Annotated in this window: 21 protein-coding genes; 9 read left to right on the forward strand and 12 right to left on the reverse strand. The window is 68.0% G+C overall.

Annotated features, from left to right (window positions below; all coding sequences use genetic code 11):
* Positions 1 to 155: 155 nt before the first annotated feature.
* Positions 156 to 671, reverse strand: coding sequence for a hypothetical protein (locus DOE79_RS11930; RefSeq protein WP_120338669.1), 516 nt, complete (start codon positions 669 to 671; stop codon positions 156 to 158).
* Positions 672 to 746: 75 nt separating this feature from the next.
* Positions 747 to 1,340, reverse strand: coding sequence for a helix-turn-helix domain-containing protein (locus DOE79_RS11935; RefSeq protein WP_120338670.1), 594 nt, complete (start codon positions 1,338 to 1,340; stop codon positions 747 to 749).
* Positions 1,341 to 1,481: 141 nt separating this feature from the next.
* Here DOE79_RS11935 and DOE79_RS11940 point away from each other — a divergent pair, with 141 nt between their 5' ends.
* On the forward strand, positions 1,482 to 1,730 hold the full coding sequence (locus DOE79_RS11940; RefSeq protein WP_162942550.1) for a putative antibiotic biosynthesis monooxygenase: 249 nt from the start codon (positions 1,482 to 1,484) through the stop codon (positions 1,728 to 1,730).
* 52 nt (positions 1,731 to 1,782) lie between these two features.
* On the opposite strand, the gene DOE79_RS11945 is transcribed toward DOE79_RS11940, so the two are convergent.
* Positions 1,783 to 2,274, reverse strand: coding sequence for an SRPBCC family protein (locus tag DOE79_RS11945; protein ID WP_120338672.1), 492 nt, complete (start codon positions 2,272 to 2,274; stop codon positions 1,783 to 1,785).
* Positions 2,275 to 2,683: 409 nt separating this feature from the next.
* On the opposite strand from DOE79_RS11945, the gene DOE79_RS11950 reads away from it, so the two are divergent.
* The 3 genes from DOE79_RS11950 to DOE79_RS11960 all read left to right on the forward strand — a co-directional run bounded on the left by DOE79_RS11950 (position 2,684) and on the right by DOE79_RS11960 (position 4,480).
* Positions 2,684 to 3,589, forward strand: coding sequence for a hypothetical protein (locus tag DOE79_RS11950; protein WP_120338673.1), 906 nt, complete (start codon positions 2,684 to 2,686; stop codon positions 3,587 to 3,589).
* A gap of 46 nt (positions 3,590 to 3,635) precedes the next feature.
* Positions 3,636 to 4,019 carry a hypothetical protein gene (locus tag DOE79_RS11955; protein WP_120338674.1) on the forward strand — a complete coding sequence of 128 codons (384 nt, stop codon included), beginning with the start codon at positions 3,636 to 3,638 and terminating at the stop codon, positions 4,017 to 4,019.
* A 140-nt stretch (positions 4,020 to 4,159) separates the two neighbouring features.
* The gene (locus DOE79_RS11960) at positions 4,160 to 4,480 is read left to right on the forward strand and encodes a DUF7882 family protein (protein WP_120338675.1); all 321 of its coding nucleotides are present in this window, start codon (positions 4,160 to 4,162) and stop codon (positions 4,478 to 4,480) included.
* 38 nt (positions 4,481 to 4,518) lie between these two features.
* On the opposite strand, the gene DOE79_RS11965 is transcribed toward DOE79_RS11960, so the two are convergent.
* Complete coding sequence (locus DOE79_RS11965) at positions 4,519 to 5,334, reverse strand: MBL fold metallo-hydrolase (protein ID WP_120338676.1); 816 nt, start codon at positions 5,332 to 5,334, stop codon at positions 4,519 to 4,521.
* A 365-nt stretch (positions 5,335 to 5,699) separates the two neighbouring features.
* Complete coding sequence (locus DOE79_RS11970; protein ID WP_120338677.1) at positions 5,700 to 6,257, reverse strand: TetR/AcrR family transcriptional regulator; 558 nt, start codon at positions 6,255 to 6,257, stop codon at positions 5,700 to 5,702.
* A gap of 88 nt (positions 6,258 to 6,345) precedes the next feature.
* Here DOE79_RS11970 and DOE79_RS11975 point away from each other — a divergent pair, with 88 nt between their 5' ends.
* A complete protein-coding gene (locus DOE79_RS11975; protein WP_120338678.1) occupies positions 6,346 to 7,428 on the forward strand; it encodes an SDR family NAD(P)-dependent oxidoreductase in 1,083 nt (360 codons plus the stop codon).
* A 186-nt stretch (positions 7,429 to 7,614) separates the two neighbouring features.
* On the opposite strand, the gene DOE79_RS11980 is transcribed toward DOE79_RS11975, so the two are convergent.
* Entirely contained in the window at positions 7,615 to 8,619 is a 1,005-nt protein-coding gene (locus DOE79_RS11980) for an SDR family NAD(P)-dependent oxidoreductase (protein ID WP_245976912.1), read from the reverse strand.
* Between the two features lie 54 nt (positions 8,620 to 8,673).
* On the opposite strand from DOE79_RS11980, the gene DOE79_RS11985 reads away from it, so the two are divergent.
* Entirely contained in the window at positions 8,674 to 9,318 is a 645-nt protein-coding gene (locus tag DOE79_RS11985) for a TetR/AcrR family transcriptional regulator (protein WP_120338680.1), read from the forward strand.
* Between the two features lie 22 nt (positions 9,319 to 9,340).
* Here DOE79_RS11985 and DOE79_RS11990 read toward each other — a convergent pair whose 3' ends face one another.
* From DOE79_RS11990 to DOE79_RS12015, 6 genes are all read right to left on the reverse strand, one after another.
* On the reverse strand, positions 9,341 to 9,751 hold the full coding sequence (locus DOE79_RS11990) for a VOC family protein (protein ID WP_120338681.1): 411 nt from the start codon (positions 9,749 to 9,751) through the stop codon (positions 9,341 to 9,343).
* Between the two features lie 10 nt (positions 9,752 to 9,761).
* Positions 9,762 to 10,229 carry a helix-turn-helix transcriptional regulator gene (locus DOE79_RS11995; protein WP_120338682.1) on the reverse strand — a complete coding sequence of 156 codons (468 nt, stop codon included), beginning with the start codon at positions 10,227 to 10,229 and terminating at the stop codon, positions 9,762 to 9,764.
* Positions 10,230 to 10,283: 54 nt separating this feature from the next.
* Positions 10,284 to 11,396 carry a DUF418 domain-containing protein gene (locus DOE79_RS12000; protein WP_120338683.1) on the reverse strand — a complete coding sequence of 371 codons (1,113 nt, stop codon included), beginning with the start codon at positions 11,394 to 11,396 and terminating at the stop codon, positions 10,284 to 10,286.
* Between the two features lie 78 nt (positions 11,397 to 11,474).
* Positions 11,475 to 12,293 (reverse strand): DeoR/GlpR family DNA-binding transcription regulator, encoded by an 819-nt coding sequence (locus DOE79_RS12005; protein ID WP_120338684.1) that lies wholly within the window; start codon positions 12,291 to 12,293, stop codon positions 11,475 to 11,477.
* A 115-nt stretch (positions 12,294 to 12,408) separates the two neighbouring features.
* Positions 12,409 to 13,359 (reverse strand): carbohydrate kinase family protein, encoded by a 951-nt coding sequence (locus tag DOE79_RS12010; protein ID WP_120338685.1) that lies wholly within the window; start codon positions 13,357 to 13,359, stop codon positions 12,409 to 12,411.
* Between the two features lie 119 nt (positions 13,360 to 13,478).
* Positions 13,479 to 15,464: a bifunctional aldolase/short-chain dehydrogenase gene (locus DOE79_RS12015; protein WP_120338686.1), complete on the reverse strand. Its 1,986-nt coding sequence runs from the start codon at positions 15,462 to 15,464 to the stop codon at positions 13,479 to 13,481.
* Between the two features lie 289 nt (positions 15,465 to 15,753).
* On the opposite strand from DOE79_RS12015, the gene DOE79_RS12020 reads away from it, so the two are divergent.
* The 3 genes from DOE79_RS12020 (at position 15,754) to DOE79_RS12030 (ending at position 19,558) form a co-directional block, all read left to right on the forward strand.
* A complete protein-coding gene (locus DOE79_RS12020) occupies positions 15,754 to 16,806 on the forward strand; it encodes a substrate-binding domain-containing protein (RefSeq protein ID WP_120338687.1) in 1,053 nt (350 codons plus the stop codon).
* Between the two features lie 164 nt (positions 16,807 to 16,970).
* Positions 16,971 to 18,533, forward strand: a complete 1,563-nt coding sequence (locus DOE79_RS12025; RefSeq protein WP_120338688.1) for a sugar ABC transporter ATP-binding protein — start codon at positions 16,971 to 16,973, stop codon at positions 18,531 to 18,533.
* A complete protein-coding gene (locus tag DOE79_RS12030; RefSeq protein ID WP_220094218.1) occupies positions 18,530 to 19,558 on the forward strand; it encodes an ABC transporter permease in 1,029 nt (342 codons plus the stop codon). Before DOE79_RS12025 ends, DOE79_RS12030 begins: the two co-directional genes overlap by 4 nt.
* Positions 19,559 to 19,570 lie beyond the last annotated feature (12 nt).

Genomic DNA, 19,570 nt, shown 5'->3' on the forward strand with positions numbered 1-19,570 from the left:
CATGGCCGGTCAGCTCAGCGTCACCGGGGCGGACCGGGCGAGCAGGCGGATGCACTCGCTCCGATCGTTGATCAGGACACGTCAATCAGGAGAGTTGTGCGCGCGGTGTGCATGAGGGAAGACTAGCGCCGCGCGGTGGGCCGGGCCAGGGTGCATCAAGCCTGATCCGAGTTGCCGTCTGCCGTGCTCCCCGCGTTCGCCGCTTCCGCGGCCTTGGCCTCGGCCAAATCCTTGAGCTTGGCCAGCCCCTGCGGCCACAGCTCGCCGAAGAGCTCGGCGTAGGTATCCGCCGTGTCCACGGCGACGGTGACCGTCGTGACTCCATCGACCTCGTCGAGCGAGTAGGACTCCCGAGCTCCGATCAGCTGCCGTGCCTCGCGGCTGGTGGTGTCGTCGACGTCGTTGACGATCTGGCCCTGGTATTCGATCAGAACGAATTCATAGGGGCGGTTCTCGGTGATCACGCCGAACATCCCGGTCAGGCCGCCGTAGGCGCCATCCGGATTGCTGCCCAGGAACCGGATCTCGCTGCCGGGCAACCAGTCACCCTCGAAATACGAATCCGGATTGAACACGCTCGTCCACTGACGGTACGTCGTGTCGTCGAACATGGTCTGCCAGACGACGACGGCCGACGCGTGCACCTGGATCGAGAATTGCTGGCTCTCCATGGCGCGAGTGTAGCTCCGGAACAAGGGTGTCCCCAGGCCCCGCGAGTGAACGGGAGACGGCAGCCCCGTGGCCGGTCAGCTCGACGTCGCCGGTGTGGAGCGCGCGCGCAGGTGGATCCGTTCGCCCTGCTTGCCGAACATGGAGAGGATCTCCACCGAGTCGGTTCCGGTGGAGCCGAACCAGTGCGGATTACGGGTGTCGAACTCCGCCGCCTCCCCGGTTCCCAGGACCACATCGTGTTCACCGAGGATCAATCGGAGCCGACCGGAGAGCACGTAGATCCACTCGTACCCCGTGTGGGTTCGCGGCGATGGAACGCGGTCGGTCGCGGGAATGACGATCTTGAACGCCTGCGGTTCGCCCTGGTGTTGAGAGAGCGGGGTGAGGGTGCGCCCGTCGGCGCGGGTGGGCTTCTGAGGCACGCGCGGGTCCTGCACCCTCGGCGGGCTCACGATCTCCTCGAACGGCACCGCCAGCGCGGCCACGATCGGCAGAAGGAGTTCGAGGTTGGGCTTCCGCTGGCCGGACTCTAAACGGGACAGGGTGCTTTTGGAGATACCGGTGGCCGCGGCAAGTTCCGCCAGCGTCACGTTCTTCTTCTCCCGGGCCCGGCGCAGACGGGCCGCGATTTGTCCCAGTTCCTCGGCTATCCGCGGCGTGGCGCTCATGCGACCACCTAATCACAGTGTCCCGGTTTCGGCAACGGATGTTCCACCTTGAGGCTCCGCCGGCGCACGCTGGAGCCAAGCGGTCGATCCATCCGCTGCCGCACGTGGGGCGCCCCGACCCCTCTTTGGAAAGGACCGCTCATGACACTCCCTCAGCCACCACGTCCCACCGTTGGGCCGCCATCGGTGCACGTCAGGGCCGTGATCACCTGGATCGCGATCTTCCCCCTGGTGACCCTCGGGCTCTACGCCATCGCGCCCATCTCCGGCGATTGGAATCCAGTGCTTCGCGCCTTCGCGCTATCCATCGTCGTGGTACCCGTGGCGGTGTACCTCGTGGTGCCACGGCTCCTTCGCGGGTATGCGGCCATCCGCTCGATGCGCCGGTAGCCAGCATCGGGCGTGCTGCCGGAATGCTCGAGACGTCGGGCAGCGCTCCGGCTCAGCCCTCCTGGTCGACCGGATGCTGCCCGCGGGTGTGCGCCTCAGCCTCGGAGAGGTCCCGGAGCGCGAGGAGAGCACGGGGCCACATCTCGGCGAACATCTCGGCGTATTGGTCGTCCACGTCGATGTCCACCGAGACTGTGGTGACCCCGTCGGCCTCGGTGAAGGTGTAATTCTCGTGTGTGCCGGCGATGGCCCGCGCGTCGTCGCTCGTGGTGTCCTCGATCCCGTTCACGATCTGCCCGCGGTATTCGATCGAGACGAACTCGTGGGGGCGGTGTTCGGCGATCACCCCCACCATGCCGCTCGCCGTGCCGTCTTCGTTGTCACCCAGGAAGAGGATCTCGCTGCCCTGCAGCCAGGAGCCCTCGAAGTAGGAGCCGGGATAGAACGCGCCCGCCCAGAGGCGGTACGTCGCATCGTCCAGCATCGTTTCCCACACCACCTCGGCCGGTGCGTGCACCGTGATTTCATAATGTTGGGTCTGCATGCGGGGGAGTGTAGCCCGCATCCGTTCGGGGCTCTACGTCATTCCGGACCCAAGCTGGCGAAGTTTCGAATGTGCATTCGTGTTCACACCTGTGGATAAGTCTGTGCACAGGGTGTGGAAACCCGCGCCCTGACTACTCACGGGCTGTGGAATGTCGTGTGGATAACCTGGGGATAGCCCTGTGCACTCGGCTGCGACACGACCGGCGCGGCGCTGTCACGGGTGGCCCCGATCGTGCTAGCAGTGTCGAAGATGGCTACGTCGGCACTCCAGGGCGGATGCGTCGCCACGACGAGCGGTCCGCTCGCGCCGTTCACACGGTCTACTCTGAGCATCAGCGGCACAGCGGCCGTGGGCGGGCGCGCACCGGAGCGCAGCTCGCAGAAGGCGGCCAGTGAGTGCGACGGATATGACCCGATCGGCGGAGTTCGACGCGTTCGGCCCCTGGGTGGACCAGGTACAGAACGCCTCCGAGGTGCCCGGCCTCTACCGGGACTACCCGGTGGACTTCACTGCGAGCCGCCTGGTGCTCAAGGTGCCTCGCAACATCAGCCGCCGGGACGCGCTGCCCACGATGGACCTCTACGACCACCTCATCATCGTGGCCCCGGCGGCACTCACTGTGCTCAGCCGCACGGGCAGCAGCTTCACCGATTGCTCCCTGGGCTACGCCGACATCGTGGCGATCACCGACACCGTCGACCTCGTCGACGGCCGTCTCAGCATCCTCACCCGCGCGGGCGACACCCTCGCCGTGCCCTACAACGGGTCGTCCCAGGAGGTGATCACCCGCCTCATCGATGTGCTGGGCGAGCTGACCCGCGCGGCCCCGAGATCCGCCGCGGCCATGATCCTGCCGGCAACGGATGCGCCGCCGGCGCTCGACCTGCTCGACCTCGGCAAGCACGACGTGGGCCTGGTCACCTCGTATTTCGATCTGTTGCGCCACCACTTCGGCGCGAGCCTGCTCGCCGCCCACGGGCGCGCAGGGCTCATCCCGCGCGGCGGCCTGCTCACCCGGGCCGTGCATACCCTCTACCCGATGACGCTGCACGGTGCCGTGCTGTGCCGCACCGAGACCGAGTTGCACATCCTGGGGCGGAAGGCCTGGCTGGTGCGCGGAAACGCCCCCGACCTGTCCCGGTCGCACAGCACCATTCCGCTCGGTGCGATCGACCGGGTCACCGTGGCGCCGCATCCGAAATACCTGGCTGCCGTGGTGGTCACCGTGCGGTTGGGCGAGGCGACCTTCGACATCGTGCTGCCCGCGGGGTCGGCAGCGGAACGGGCCCTCGGGGCGCACCCGGCGGCCTGACCGCGGGTCATTCCCAAGACGCCCTGCCGCGGCTATCGTCGGTGCCATGAAGCGCATCAGCTATGCGGGCGGTTCCATCCTCACCGGCGACGATGTGGCGCAGGCGCTGCTGGACTACGTCACGGAGCACTCCCGGGGCGACGCCAGTGTGGCCGTCAATATCCGGGTGCAGGAGTCGGACGGCACCACCCGCACCCACACGCTCGTGCTGGGGCCGGCCACCGAGCTCGATGTGGCGGATGTGGCGGAGGAGACCCTCGCGGGTGAGCTCGAGCTGTTTCCGTTGCCGGTCTTCCCGGCCGGCCGGGTGTTGGCGGTGGAGGAGCCGTCCGCCGAGAGGGAGGCCGAGGCCGAGATGCACGCCGAGGAGTTCAATCGGGCCGTGGAGGAGATAGACCAGGGCGCGAGCCACGAGAGCTATGAGCAGTGAATGCAACGGGTAGGCGCCGCGGCGAGACACTGCCCGGTGTCGTAGTCAGCGACGCCACCCCGGCCTACACTCCCCACTGAGACAGCGGGTCGCGCCGGCAGCAGATCGTGCGGGCCCTTCACCTGCGAGCGAGGATTTCGATGGGTAAGTTCATCTACGGGTCGCCGGCGATCTCGGTGGACATCGACGACCGTACGTTGGCGCACCTCAAGGTCGTGATCGTGGCCAAGCTGCGCCGCGGGGAGAGCTTCGCGTTCTCCTGGGAGCGGTCGAAGGATTCCGGCAGCGGGCACAGCTCGATCTGGCTGAACCCGGCGGTGCCGCTCGACTTCGAGTTCTCCGGCAAGCGCGAACCCACCCTCAACCGTGCCTGGATCGACGAGCTCGTGCAGGTGGCGAACACGCCCGCTGGGCTACGCATCCTGCCCGAGCCGCCCGAGCGGCCGCCGCGACCCGCCTGACCGGATCCGCGGCGGGCCGTCGGCCGGACCGCCCGCGCTCAGGTCAGATGGTCGAAGTCGCCGCGCACCCAGCCCCAGTGCCGGTCGGCCGACCGGCGCACGACCGCCCGGGCATCCGCCGCGATCACGGTGTCGAAGTTGCCGTACAGGCGGTCGAAGTCGAATCGCTCCAGAGTGCGCGCGATACGCTCCACGACCGGGCCCGACAGGGGCAGCCGGTTGGGGTAGCTGCGCATGAAGCTCACCGAGCTGCGGTCGGGGTTGGCGAACACGGTGTCGCCGCTGAGCAGCACGCCCCGCCCGCCCGCCCCGTCCGCCCAGTGGATGACGGCGCTGCCGGGGAAGTGCCCGCCCACCTGCACGAGCGTCACGCCCGGCAGCAGGTGCACCTCCCCGGACCAGGGCTGGATCACCGGGTCGGGCCTGGCCACCCACGCCAGGTCGGCTTCGGCCACGAGCACCGGCGGATGGCCGAGCGCCCGGCTCCACTCCACCTGAACACCGAACATGTGCGGGTGGCTCGCCACGACCGCCCGTACCGGCCCGTGCTCGAGCACCTGGGTGGCGATGTCGTTGTCGACGAACCCGATCGGGTCCCAGAGCACCGTGCCGGAGGGCGTGCAGAGCAGCTTGGCCTGCTGGCCGATGCCCACGGTGGGGGTGCTCTCGATGCCGAACAGATCGGGTTCGAGGTCGAGCAGTCTGGCCTGGGTGCCGGCCTCGTGCAGGTCGTAGAGGGTGGTCCACTGCTGTCCGCCCGCCGGCACCCACTGCCGTTCGTCGGCGCAGATGGCGCACACTCCGGCATTCTCGGCGTGCTCGACGCCGCACGTGGCGCAGATCCAGAAGCTCACGGTGGTCCCTCCCGATTGGCCCGGCGCCGCAGGATTCGGCGTGTCATGGCACCTGCCGTCAGTATGCCCCGCACCCGGCAACTCCGTTGCCTCCTGCCGGCAACTCCGTTGCCTGCTGCGGTGCCAGGTTCGCGGCATCCAGCGTGCCTGTCGTGCCGTGCCTGCTCGCCGAGTTGCCGCAAGAAGCCCTCTGGAGGAGCGCGAAAGGGGCATTTGTCCGAAGTGGATGCGAGCTGCTGCGCTGAGTTGCGCCAAAGTGCCCCTTCGCGAGCGGTGAAGGGGCGGTTCGGCGCGAGTCGATGGCCGGCCGGTGCACCAGCCGGGCGGCAGCCTGCGGCCGGATGCGCCTGCGCGGGCCGGCCTGCTCAGCGGGGCGCGAATGCGGCGTGGAAGAGCCCCCAGGCGCGGCGGGCCACGTCCGGACGGTCCTCGGCGTCGCTGCGGGCCAGCACCCCGGCCAGCATGGAGACGGCCAGGATCACGTCGGGCGGAGTGACGTGCTCACCGAGCCGTCCGGCCGCCTGCTCTCGGGCGAGCAGCCGGCTCACCACGGCGTCGAGCCGCTCGGCCAGGTGCGCCGTGTGCGGGTCGTGCGGGTTGGCGGAGACCAGGTCGATGAGCGCCGTCGACGCCAGCGCCTGTTCGATCACCCGGTCGAGCAGCCCGTCGAGGGTGCTCTCCGGCCGGTCCACGAATGTCTCGAGATCCGCGAGGTTCTCGTCGAAGATCGCGATCGCCAGCGTCGTGCGATCCGGGAAGTGCCGGTAGAGACTGCCCTGGCCCACGCCGGCCCGGCGCGCGATCGTGCTGAGCGGCGCCGCGAACCCCTCGGCGGCGAAGACCTCCCGGGCCGCGGTCAGGAGCGCGCGCCGGTTTTCGGGCCCGGCGCTCGGTCCACGATTCGCTTTGGATTTTGAGGTCACCGAGGTAGGTTACATCCGGACAGCGTTGTCCGGATCGGAACCGCGCCTCCCGCGCAGCCGATCACCGACCAGAGAAGGAACCCCGCGCATGCCTCAGAACACCCTCACCGCCGACTCCTCAGTGGGATCCTGGCTCGACGACCCGATCGGCGGCCCGATCCTGCGGGACCTCCTCGCCCAGGCCGGCCAGAGCGCCGACGTGCTGCGCCCGGTGCGACGCCTCGCGATCAAACGGCTGGTCAAGCTCAGCAAGGGGCAGTTCCCACCCGAGCTGATCGACGACCTCGTGCGCCGGGCCGCGGCCGGCGAGGTCCCCGGGTCCGCCGGTGCGACGGATGCGGCGGCGGCCGCGACCGGCGCGCCCGCCGCCGCGGACGCATCCGCCCGGCCGCCCGTCGTCGAGCGCCCGGAGTGGGTGGAGCGGGTCAGCGCCGGACGGTTCACCGGCCAGACCGTGGTCGTCACCGGGGCCGGCTCCGGCATCGGCCGGGCCACCGCCTCCCGGGTGGCTCGGGAGGGCGGCCGGGTGATCGCGGTCGACATCTCCCGGGAGCGGCTCGATGACTTCGTCGCCGAGCACGCCGGCTCCGACATCGTGCCGGTCGTGGCGAACATCACCGACGACGACGCCATCGCGGGTGTGCTCGCTGCGGCCGGGGACCGCATCGACGCCCTCGCCAATGTGGCCGGCATCATGGACGACATGACCCCGGTGCACGAGGTGACCGACGCCGTGTGGAAGCGGGTCTTCGCGATCAACGTGGACGGCACGATGAAGCTCATGCGCGCCGTGGTGCCCGGGATGCTCGAGCGTCAGACAGGGTCGATCGTCAACGTGGCCTCGGAGGCGGCGCTCCGCGGTTCCGCCGCTGGGGTGGCCTACACGGCGTCCAAGCACGCGGTCGTGGGGCTGACCAAGAGCAGCGCGTACATGTACGGGCCCAGCGGCATCCGGGTGAACGCGGTGGCGCCCGGCCCCACCATCACCAACATCGAGGCCACCTTCGCGTCGCCGCTCGGCGCCGAGCGGGTGCGGGCCGGTATGGCCCTGCTGCCCGATGCGGTCGAGGCGGATGCGCTCGCCGCGTCGATCACGTTCCTGCTCAGCGACGACGGCGTGAACGTGAACGGCCAGGTGCTCGCCAGCGACGGAGGCTGGTCGGTCGCCTAGCCGTACTCGGTCGCCGGGTGCACTTCGACAGGCTCAGCACGGCGTCGACGCACTCGGCCGCCGTACGGGTCGCGACTCTGGACCAGGTCGCCAGGTCTGGACAGGCTCGACCGCCGCACTGGTCGCGACTCCCCGCGGGTCGCGCTCCCGCTCGCTGGTCGAGCCTGTCGAGACCCCCGTGAGCCGTCAGACCGAGGCGACCAGCTCGGCCGAGACCTCCCACAGCCGGCGAGCGGCCTGCGCATCGAGCGCGTGCGGCAGCACCCCGTGGATCCCGTCGACGATCATTGGCACCACCTGGGCCGGGTGGCAGTCCTCGTAGTAGCCGGGCGTCCCCACGCCGAGCGTCGCCCGGGTGGCCACGAACACCGAAGTCGCGGCCCCCTGCGCCGGGCTCTTCCCCGGATGCCGGCGCTTCATCCCGGCCAGCACCTCCGGATCCCAGTGCCTCTGCAGGTTCGTCCAGATGCCTCCGGGCATCAGGGCGGCCGCGGTGATGCCGTCGTCCGCCCACCGCCGGGTGGCCTCGAGTGCGAACAGCACGTTCGCGGTCTTCGACTGGCCGTACGCCAGCCCGGAATCGTACGCATCCTGCTCGAAGAACAGGTCGTCGAACCGGATGCCGCTGGACCCGTGCCCGCTCGAACTCACCGCCACGATCCGGGCGTCGCCGGCCGCGGCCAGGGCCGGATGCAGCGCCGTCGCGAGCGCGAAGTGGCCGAGGTGGTTCACGGCGAACTGCATCTCCCAGCCGGCCGGGGTGCGCAGCTCTGGCGTGTGCATGATCCCGGCGTTGTTCACCAGGATGTGCAGCGGCCCGGCCCAGCCCGCGGCCAGCTCCCGCACCGAGCCGAGGTCCGCCAGGTCGAGACGGGCCACCCGCACCGCGTCGTTGCCGGTGCTCGAACGGATGTCCGCGGCCGTGCGGGCGCCGGCTTGAAGGTTCCGAACGGCGAGAGTGACGCTCGCGCCGGCCGCGGCCAGCGCACGGGCGGTTTCCACCCCGATGCCGGAGCTCGCCCCGGTGACGAGGGCGGACCGCCCGTGCAGATCGAGCCCCTCCACTACCTCGAGCGCGGTGGACTCGGCCCCGAACGGCAGGGCCCCGAACGGAACGGACCCATCAGACGCAACGTCGGTCATCCCCGATCGGCGGGAGACAGGCTGGAGGTCGTCGCTAGTGGACTTCATGGTCCATTCGTACCACAATCTGGACTAAACGGTCCAGTGAGCTACGATCGACGGATGGAGGAGAAGAAGATCACCGCCCGGGGCCGGGCCACCCGGCAGCGGATCATCGAGGCCACCGGCGAGCAGATCCTCGCCGCCGGGATCGGCGGCACCACTCTCGACACGGTGCGTGCAGCCACGCTCACCAGCAAGAGCCAGCTCTTCCACTATTTCCCCGGCGGCAAGACCGAGCTGGTGCGCGAGGTCGCGACCTGGGAGGGCCGGCAGCTTCTCGAGGCTCAGGAACCCTTCATCCACGACCTGAGCACCTGGGCGTCGTGGAACCAGTGGCGGGCCGCTCTGGTGGAGTACTACCTGGGTCTGGGCCGGTGGGCGTGCCCGATCGGGTCGCTGGCCACGCAGGCCGCCATGACCGATTCCGCCCTGGAGACCTTCCTCGGCGCCAGCATGGCCGAGTGGCGGGACCTGCTGGCCCTGGGCGTGACAAAGATGCAGGCCAACGGCCAGATCGACCGGGGGGTCGATCCTCAACGCATCGCCGTGGTGATCCTCGCCGCCATCCAGGGCGGGCTCGTGCTCAGCCAGCCGATGCGCTCGGCCTGGCCGCTCGAGGCGGCTCTCGACTCAGCGCTGGAGCCGCTGCACCAGGCGGCCCTCGCCGACCGCCGGGTTCCGCCCTCGTCGCCCGCGGACGCCTAGGCTCTCGGCGCCTGCACGGTGCCTAGTCGGCCGGCGCCTGCGCGATGCGCACGGTGTTGCCCGACGGATCGCGGAAGGCGCAGTCGCGCGGCCCCCAGGGCTGGTCGATCGGTTCCTGCAGCACCTCGGCACCCGATGCGCGCAGGGTCTCGAAGGTCGCGTCGACGTCGTCGGAGCGGAACACGAGCATCGGCAGCACGCCCTTGGTGAGCAGCTCCTGCATCGCGTCGCCGTCGGCCGGCGAGCGGCCGGCGTGGGGTTCGGAGAGCACGATCTCGAGCCCAGGCTGCGCGTCGCTGCCCAGGGTGACCCAGCGGTACCTGCCCGAGGGCACATCGCTTCGCACCTGCAGGCCGAGCGCGCCGCTGTAGAAGGCGAGGGCCTCATCGACGTCGTTCACGGTGATGTTGCAGTACTGGAGTGAGATTGTCATACCGGCGACTTTAGGCCGCCGCCGCGCCGCCGGCTTCTTCGATCCTGCTCGAAACGGGACCGCTCGATACGCCGGATGCGACCGTGCGGGCCGGACGAGTGTGCGCCATCGCCACGCAGGCCGGCATGGCCTTGACCGCGCCGTGCTCGTGGCGGCGGTACGCGCTCGGGCTCTCACCCACTATCTCGGTGAACCGGGAGCTGAATGAGCCGAGCGAGGTGCAGCCGACCGCCATGCACGCATCCGTCACGGTCGCACCGGCCCGCAACAGCTGCATCGCCCGCTCGATGCGGCGGGTCATCAGGTAGTTGTACGGTGTTTCGCCGTACGCCGCACGGAACTGACGGGAGAAATGCGCGGGCGACATCAGTGCGCGCCGGGCGATGGTGGGCACGTCCAGCGGTTGGGCATACTCCCGGTCGATGAGGTCACGCGCGCGGCGCAGGCACACCAGGTTCTCGAGCTCCTGCGGGGTCATGCCCCGACGGTAGCACGCGCCATAAGGCTCCGCGAGAGCGGGGATATGGCTACCTCAGCGTCGTGAAGCGGCACTTTCACCGCTCTCGCGGGCGCCGGAGAAGCCGGGGCGGTACCGACCGCTGACCACGCCGATCAGCCATTCGATCGGCCCTCGGCCCACGAACCGCCACCAGAGGATGCCCACGATGGGCACGCCCACGACGAGGACCAGCCAGGCCACCGGGTCGGTGCTGCCGAAGCGGATGCCGTTCTTGTACATCAGCGCCACCACCCCCACCTGGAACACGTAGAGCGACAGCGAGATCGAGCCGATCGCCCGTAAGGGCAGGAAGACCGCGCGCACAACGGTCTCGGCAGGCCGGTGGCGGATCGAGTTGAGCAACATGATGAGGCCGAGCACCAGCAGCACCAACCCGGTGTCGTGCAGGGTGTCGAGATAGCTGCCCGTTGGGCTGAATTCGGCGCCGGTGATGCTTCGGATCAGCGGGTCGGCGAACCACGCGGGCACGGCGATCGCCAGCAGCACCCAGCCGGCGGTGCGGCCGCCGAAGCGGATGCGGAACAACAGCGCGCCGAACAGGAACCAGGGCAGCAGATTGGTCACCCGGTAGTGCGGGCTGAGGAAGATCCACTCGAGCAGGAAGCTCGCCGGGGTGCGCTCGCCCTCGGTGATCAGCGGGCCGGTGGCCGCCAGGACCGCCTCGTTGAGCGGCGCGCCCAGCACGAGCACCACGCCGAGCACGGCGATCAACAGGCGGGTGCGCAGCAGCACCAACGGGGTGCCGACGGCCAGCACGATGCCCAGGAACGACAGCACGACCGCGATCCAGCTGCCCCAGGTGGCCAGCCACAGGCCGAGCCCCACCAGGATCGCGCCGCGGATGACGTTCTGCACGATCACGGCCCGCACCGCCCCGCGATTGCTGCCCGCCTTGGCCAGCACGATCGCCGCGGCGGCGCCCATCGTGGTGGCGAACAGCGGCGAGGCGACGTCGTTGAGCTGCCCCTGCAGGAACAGGGTGGCGGCCGGTTGGGCGGTCATGACCGGCCCGGCGTGCGCGACGAGCATCGCCATGATCGCCACGCCGCGCGCCACATCGGGCACCGGGTAGCGGTCGGCCTGGAGGCGCGGTGCGATCGGCGTGACTACGGCGGAGCCGGTCATCGGGTCACCTCTCGACGATGGTCTGACGGGTACTGTGCTGACCATCGTGGCACGCGCCGGTGTTGAGCTGGGCGCCGGTCAGGAGGCGACCAGGACGATCACGCCGGCCTCTTCGAAGGTCTTGACCACAGCCGGATCCACCTTGTCGTCCACGATGATGTGAGTGAACTCGTCGATACTGCCCAGCCGGTGGAGTGCACCGTGGTCGATCTTGCTGTGATCGACCATCAATACGCGGGTCTGCGCGGCGGCCATCATGGCCCGCTTGGCAGTGACGATGCGCTGGTCCTGGTGGTAAACGTCCACCCCTCGCACCGCGGACGAGGAGGCGAACAGCACATCGGCGTACAGGTCGGCCAGACTGCGCTCGCACATCACGCCGAGAAACGATTGGTAGCGCGGTGTGTACTCGCCGCCAAGCGCGATCAGGTGGACGTCGGGGTGGTTGCTCACCTGTTGAATGGCCGGCAGGAAGTTGGTGATGATGGTCACAGGAGACCGGGAGATGAGCAGTGGCACCACCTCCAGAGAGGTGGTCGAGTCGTCCACGATCACGACGTCCCCCTCCGAGACGAGTTCGGCGGCCACCTTGGCCATCTTCTTCTTCTCTTCGATGGCGCTCATCGAGCGAAACTGGAGGTCGCTCTCGAACTGCGTCGACCGATGAGCGGATGCGCCGCCGCGCACCTTGCGCAGAATACTCATGCGCTGCAGTTCTTCGAGGTCGCGATGCACGGTCATGCGGCTTACGCCCAGCTGCTCCGTGAGGTCGTCCACGCTCACGAACCCACGTTGGTTGACCAACTCACCGATCAGGCTGAGCCGGGCAGCCTTTGTTCGGGCGCGCGCATGCGGGGCGTCGTGAGGCGTCGCGTCGTCAACCGGTGTGTCAGACATGGGTCACGGGGTGGATTGTCGGCATGATCAGCATCCGTCCTTTCTGTGGCGCCAGCGGCATCGCTAGCTTGGCACATTGCCGTCCTGGCGCGTGCGGTTGGGGCGGTCCGGAGCTTCAGACCGCGAGACGGGGCTGGCTACGCTGGAACTCGGCGACCTGTTCGCGGTCGACTATGCCTGCATCCGAGCCGAGCCCGGTGGCCACGAGGCTGCCGCAGGCAAGTCCGCGCTCGGATGCGCCGATCACGTCAAGACCGTCGAGAAGGCCTGAGATGAGGCCGGAAGTGAATGCGTCGCCGCAGCCGGTGGTATCGACCACGTCGATCGCATAGGCGGGCAGCACGGTCTCGGCGTCGCCATTCGCGGCGATGCTCACGCCGTCGCCGCCCATGGTGAGCACCGTGTGCCCGGCACCCTGGCCGTGCAGCCAGGTGATGATCTCCTGCCGGTCCTCGCTGCCGACCAGCCAGCCAGCCTCTTCGATGTTGGGCATCAGGTAGTCCACGTACTGCAGCGACGGCCCGATCAGACTCTGCGCGTCGTCGCGCGGGCTCATCAAGAAGTCCATCGTGACGGTGAGGCCGAGCTCCTTCACCCGCTTGAGCACCCGGGCCATCGGGGCGCCGTCAAGGCCTGGCAGGATGAAGGCCCCGCCGAGGTGGAAGATCTCGGCCTTCTCTACGATGTGCCAGGGCACATCCGCTTCGGTGAGGCCGGCGTTGGCACCGATCACGTGTAGCGCCGGCCGGGAGCCGTCACGGCGGATCGGCAGCAGGCTGGCCGACGTCTGCCGGGTGGGGTCGACCACGAGGTGTTCGGTGTTGACCCCGTATCCAGCCATGGTGGCGCGCACGAAGTCACCGATGGTGTCTTTGCCGATACGGCCGACGGTGGCCACGTCGACACCGAGCTTGGCCAGGTTCACCGACGGCGCGGCGGCGGTGCCGGCCACGGTGAACTTGATCTGCTCGATGAACTCGAGGTGTTGGCCGGGCGGCACGGCCGTGAATGGCCAGCCGAGCGCATCGGCGATGTGCGCCCCCATGGAAATCACTCGAGACGTCATTGTTCCTCCGTTGGATGTGGTGCAGCCATTGCCGCGTTCAGTGAATCTTGCTGGTTCGGATGCCGCACCGCCAACCCCCTGACGGCGGCAGCGGTGTGGCGGATGCTGCTGAGCTCGAGCTAGATGACCCTGTCGTTGCCACCGTCGACGGGTACCTGCGCGCCGGTGGTGGACTGGAAGGTGGCGGTGACCATCGCGCCCACCATGTGGGCCACGTCTAGGCTGGTCACCTCGGTGGAGAGCAGGTTGCGGCGCTTGTACTCGTCGATGCTCACGCCGTACTTCTCGGCCCGCTCGGCTAGCAGCTCTGGCGTCCACAGGGCGGTGTCGAAGACCGCGTCGGGGTGCACGGTGTTCACCCGGATGCCGTCACGCGCCCACTCCAGGGCGGCCACCCGGGCCAGCTGCGTGAGCGCAGCCTTCGACGCGGAGTAGGCGGCGGCGCCGGGTCCGGGGGCGGCGAAGTTCTTCGAGCCGATCACGACCACCCGGCCGTAGCTGGGCGACTCGGCCAGCAGCGGCTGGGCTAGCGCGAACAGGGTCTGCACCGAGCCCACGTTGATGGCCAGGGTGCGGTCCCAGACGGCGCCATCCAGCGAGGTGATGGGGGCGCTCTCGGCGAAGACTCCGGCAGCGACCACGAGGATGTCGAGACCGCCGAAGTGTGTGACGGTCTGACTCAACGCGTCGGCCAGCGCGGCCCGGTCCCGCACGTCGGCCGGGATGCCCAGCCAGCCCGCTCCCGAGAAGCTGTCGGTCACGCCGGGCGAGATGTCGATGCCGACCACGCAGGCGCCGAGGTCGAGCAGGTGTTTCGCGATGCTGCGGCCTATACCGGACGCCGCCCCGGTGACCAGGGCCACCTGGCCGGTGAGCTCGGCTGGTGCGCCGCCCATGCGCAGCTTGGCCTGCTCGAGGTCCCAGTATTCGATGTCGAACAACTCACCCTCCGGCAAGGCCGTGTAGCTGCCGAGCCTTTCGCCGGCTTCGATCACGTCGAAGGTGTGCAACGCGATATCGCGCACGATGTTGGCATCCTTGATGGTTTTGCCCACCGTGAACATTCCCTGTTCCGGGTCGAGGATGAACCGTGGGGTGGGGTCCAGAATATCCAGCGGCACTGCCGAACGGCCCCGGTTTCGCTCAAAGTAGGCCCGGTAGTCGGCAACGTAGCCGTCTACTCCGGCGGCATCGACACCTCTACCCACCAGCGGCAGCCGCTTGGTGCGAATGATGTGGTCGGGGGTGGCCGGCCCGCGGGAGGCGATCTCGGCCAGGTCGGCGCGGCCGACGAAATCCCACACCCTGGTCGCGGTGTGGTGGCCCACGATCATCGGGCGGCCCGCGTGCGCAGAGATGGCACGGCGTAACCGGGCGGTGGCCAGCGGGTCGGCCGCGGCTGGCTCGACGGATGCGGCCGATGCTGCCGGCTCCGCGGCGTCGCCCGTGACGGCAGCCTCGGCGGTCGAGATGAACTCGAGGTGCCGGCTGTAGGCCTCGGCCATGGTGTCGCCGAAGGTGAATAGGCCGTGGTTGAGCAACACCATGCCCCGGGTCTTCTCGGTCGCAAGCTTCGGCCAGAGCTCGTTGGCGAGCCGGGCGAGGTCGAAACCAGGCATGACATAGGGGATGAGCACCACCGAGTCGCCGAAGAGCTCGGTGACGGCCGCGGCCGGATCGGGCTGGTTGGTGAGCGAGACGATCACGTCGGCGTGCGAGTGCAGCACCGCCCGGTAGGGCAGCAGGGCGTGGAGCAGCGACTCGATCGACGGGTCGGGTGCCGACGCATCCAACAGCGCGCAGCGCAGCTCGTTCACCAGCGCGGCGTCGGTGATGGCGTCGATCGTGAGTAGCTCGCGCAGCCGGGTGAGCCGCAACGGGGCGAACCCCTGCGGCTTGATCGTGGCCATGTCCCAGCCACTGCCCTTGACGTAGATCACGTCGAGGTAGGCGCCGGTGACATCGGTGATGGTGTCCTTGATCGAGGAGTTGCCGCCGCCGTGCAACACCAGGGCCTCATGCGCCCCGATAGTGCGCGACCCTTGCACGCATTCGTCGAGGGCGCTCTGCCCGTCGGATGTGGGCGTCTGCCACAGACTCTTCACTGGAACCCCTTTGTTCGTGTTCGCCGCGCAGGATGGTATCTAACCGTTACAAACGGCACGACCGAGGGCGATGTAACGAAACGTACCAGAAATGTCACAATCTGTATTGCCTCGGCTTGGTCGGCATTTCTCGGTTTTCCTGCACAATGGCGGGTGGTGGGCAGGGATCTGGGCGGAGAAAAGATTTACTCGCTTTCGTGACAATTTGTGCTTTACTGTTACAACCGTCCCGGCTGTTGCGATTGCCAGGGGTTTCTTGTAACACAGCTACGTTCAAAGGAGAACAGTTATGAAGCGTCCAACCAAGCTTCTCGGCCTCACGGTCACCGCGATCGCGGCGACCGCCCTGCTGGCCGGGTGTGGCACCGTCGGAGAGACCGGGGGCGCCACCGTTGCCGGCGGCTCCGACGGTGAAGTCTTCCGCATCGCCACAGTGTCCAAGGTCGAGGGAATCTCCTGGTTCGAAGCCATGCGCACCGGCGTCGATCAATTCAATGCCGACAACGGCGATGTCGTCGAGGCCTGGCAGACGGGCCCGGACACCGGCGACCCTGCCAAGCAGGTGCAGATCGTCGAGGACCTCATCGCCCAGGGCGTGGATGCCCTCGTCGTAGTGCCCAACGACCCGCAGTCGATCGCGCCGGTGCTCAAGAAGGCCCGCGACGCAGGCATCGTGGTCATCACCCACGAGGCCCCGGCGCTCGCCGCGACCGAGAGCGTCGACTACGACCTCGAAGCTTTCGACAACGCCGAGTTCGGCGAGAAGATGTTCGAGCAGCTCGCCGGCCAGATGGGCGGCAAGGGCACCTTCGTCGGCGAGGTCGGCTCGCTCACCAGTGAGACCCACATGGCCTGGTACAACGCCGGCGTCGCCTACCTCGAGGCCAACTACCCCGACATCACCCCGGTGTCTGCGCAGCCCTACGAAGACGACAACGACGACTCCAAGGCCCGCGACAACGCCCTGGAGATCCTCAAGGCGTACCCCGACCTCGGCGGCTTCATCGGCACCTCGGTCTCGGCCGGCGCGAACTTCGCCGCCGTGCTCAAGGAGAAGAACCTCACCAACATCGCCACCTCGATGCTGAGCCTGCCCTCGGTGGCCGGCCCCTACCTCGAAGAAGACGTGGTGGGTTCGGCACAGGCCTGGAACCCCGCAGGCGCCGGCTACGCTGCCAACGCCGTCGCCTTGGCCGTGCTGCAGGACCGGGCCGTGGAGTCGGGTAACGACCTCAAGTTCGAGGGCTATGACGACGTCACCGTCGACGGCAAGCTCATCACCGGTGCCGCGATCCTGATGATCGAAAAGGGCCAGTACCCCGGCGGCAAGTACCCGTTCTAGGCAGCACCACGCACGACCGATTCACCGGATTCCGGTGGTGGCGTCCAACTCCCGCTGACGCCACCACCCGGCTCCGCACGATTCCCCGCAGCACGCCCCCTTCTTGCGCGACCGTCCTCCCGTGACGGGGCCGCGCTCCTCTTCTACTCACGAATAGAGCGATCATGGGCAACCCCATCCTCATCGCGGAAAACCTCTCCATCGCATTCGGTGGGGTGACCGCACTCGACACCATCAACCTCTCGATCGGCGAAGGCGAGATCCTCTGCCTCGCCGGCGAGAACGGCTCGGGCAAGTCCACCTTCGTCAAGATCGTCTCCGGCGTCTACGCGCCCAGCGCCGGCAGCGTGGCCATCGACGGCAGCCGGGTCGACAGCCAGGGCCCGCGGGCCGCGATCAGCGCCGGCGTGCAAGTCATCTACCAGGACCTCTCCCTCTTCGACCATCTCTCGGTGGCAGAGAACATCGCGATGAACCGCATGATGCACGACGGCTCCCGCCTGGTGAAGCGCTCCACGATGCGCACCATCGCCTCCGAACAGCTCGCCAGGGTGGGCGTCGAGCTTCCCCTGGACGACCGGGTCTCCACCCTCTCGGTGGCTAACAAGCAGCTCGTGGCCATCGCTCGGGCACTGAGCATGGATGCGCGCATTCTGTTCATGGACGAACCGACCACCGCCCTCACCACCAACGAGGTGAAGCGGCTGCTCAAGATCGTGCTCGAACTCAAGAGCCGCGGCCTGTCGATCGTGTTCATCAGCCACAAGCTCGACGAGGTCTTCGCCATCGCCGACCGCATCATCATCTTCCGCGACGGCCACAAGATGGGCGACTTCACCGCCGCCGAACTCGACGAGGAATCGCTGAGCTTCCACATGACCGGCCGAACGGTCTCCTACGCCCGCTATCACAGGCAGATCGACGACGAGACGCCGCTGCTGCAGGTGCAGGGCCTCGGCCGCACCGGCAATTACCAAGACATCAGCTTCGACGTGCGCAAGGGCGACATCCTCGGCCTCACGGGCCTGCTCGGCGCCGGCCGCACCGAACTGGCCCTCTCGCTGTTCGGCCTCAACACTCCCGACTCCGGCCGGATCCTGATCGGCGGCAAGCCGGTGTGCATCCGCTCGCCCTTGCAGGCGATGGAGCACGGCATCGCCCTGGTGCCGGAGGACCGCAAGACGCAGGGCCTGTTCGGCGCCCAGTCCATTCGCAACAATGTGTCGTCGAACGTGATCGACTCGCTGCTGGGCCGCACCCGCCTGATCGACCGCAAGGCCGAGCAGGCGCTGGCCGTGGCCACGGTTCACGAGATGAACGTGAACAACAAGAACGTCGACACCCTGGTGCAGAACCTCTCCGGCGGCAACCAGCAGAAGGTGGTGATCGGCAAGTGGATCGCCCGGCACCCCACCATCTTCATCCTGGACAGCCCGACAGTCGGCATCGACATCGGCTCCAAGCAGGAGATCTACGACCGAATCCACACCCTCGCGGCCAGCGGCATCGGCGTGATCGTGATCTCCGACGAGCCGGAGGAGATCATCGCCAACTGCAACCGAGTGCTGGTCATGCACGAGGGCACAGTGCTCGACCGGTTTGAAGAAGCCGACCTGCGGGCGCCCGAGTTCAAGGACCGGCTCGCCACCATCATCAGCGACCCGGAGGCGCACGTGAAACACGCCACCGCAGCGCTCACCACGATCAGCACTGGAGACCAGCGATGAAGACATCCCCGTTCCGCGCCGTCTTCAAGCGGCCCTCCACCGCGATGGAGAAGTACCTGCTGGCCATCATCATCGGCTACATCGTGATCGTGGCCCTGAAGAACCCGCTGTTCTTCAGCGTCGAGACCCTGTTCGACATGCTGCGTAGCGGCTCCGGCGTGATGATCCTCGCCATCGGCGTGCTTATCGTGCTCGTGTCCGGAGGCATCGACGTTTCGTTCACGGCCATCGCCGTGGTCTCCGGCTACACGTCGGTGAAGCTGATGCTGGCGCTCGGCATCGACAACATCCTCTTCGCCTTCGTGGTGTCGATCGTGGTCGGCTGCCTGCTCGGAGCAATTAACGCCCTGATCATCCACCGGTTCAATCTGCCCACCCTGATCGTCACCCTCGGCACCGCCAGCGCCTACCACGGCCTGATGGCCACGGTGCTGGGCACCAAGTCGTTCCCCACCGCGGCAATGCCGCAGTCGCTGGTGAACTTCGGCTCCACTGACCTGATCGTGATCGACTCCGACACCGGCCGCTACGGTCTCACCGTGTTCTTGCCGATCGTGATCGCGGTGCTCGTGCTCACCTGGTTCATCCTCTACCGCACCATGCTCGGCCGGCAGGTCTTTGCCGTGGGGAGCAACGAGGAGTCGGCCTCCCGACTCGGTATCAACATCTTCCGCACCAAGCTCTTCGTCTATTCCTACTCCGGCGCACTCTCGGGCCTGATGGGCATCATCTACTTCAGCGAGCTCAAATACGTCAACCCGGTCTCCCTGGTGGGCACCGAGCTGATGATCATCGCCGCGGTCGTTATCGGCGGGGCCAAGCTCACCGGAGGTGAGGGCACAATCCTCGGCACAATCCTGGGCATCGTCGTGGTGCAACTGTTCCAGTCAACCCTGGTCTTCCTCGGCCTCGGCTCCTCCTGGAACGACCTGTTCTTCGGCGCCGTGCTGCTGATCAGCCTGGGCGTCATGTACTACCGCCAACGCATCCAGGACCGCAAGAACCTCGTCTTCGCGACGGCCTAACCGGGAAGTCAG

The sequence above is a fragment of the Cryobacterium soli genome (genome assembly GCF_003611035.1).
GTDB lineage: Bacteria > Actinomycetota > Actinomycetes > Actinomycetales > Microbacteriaceae > Cryobacterium > Cryobacterium soli.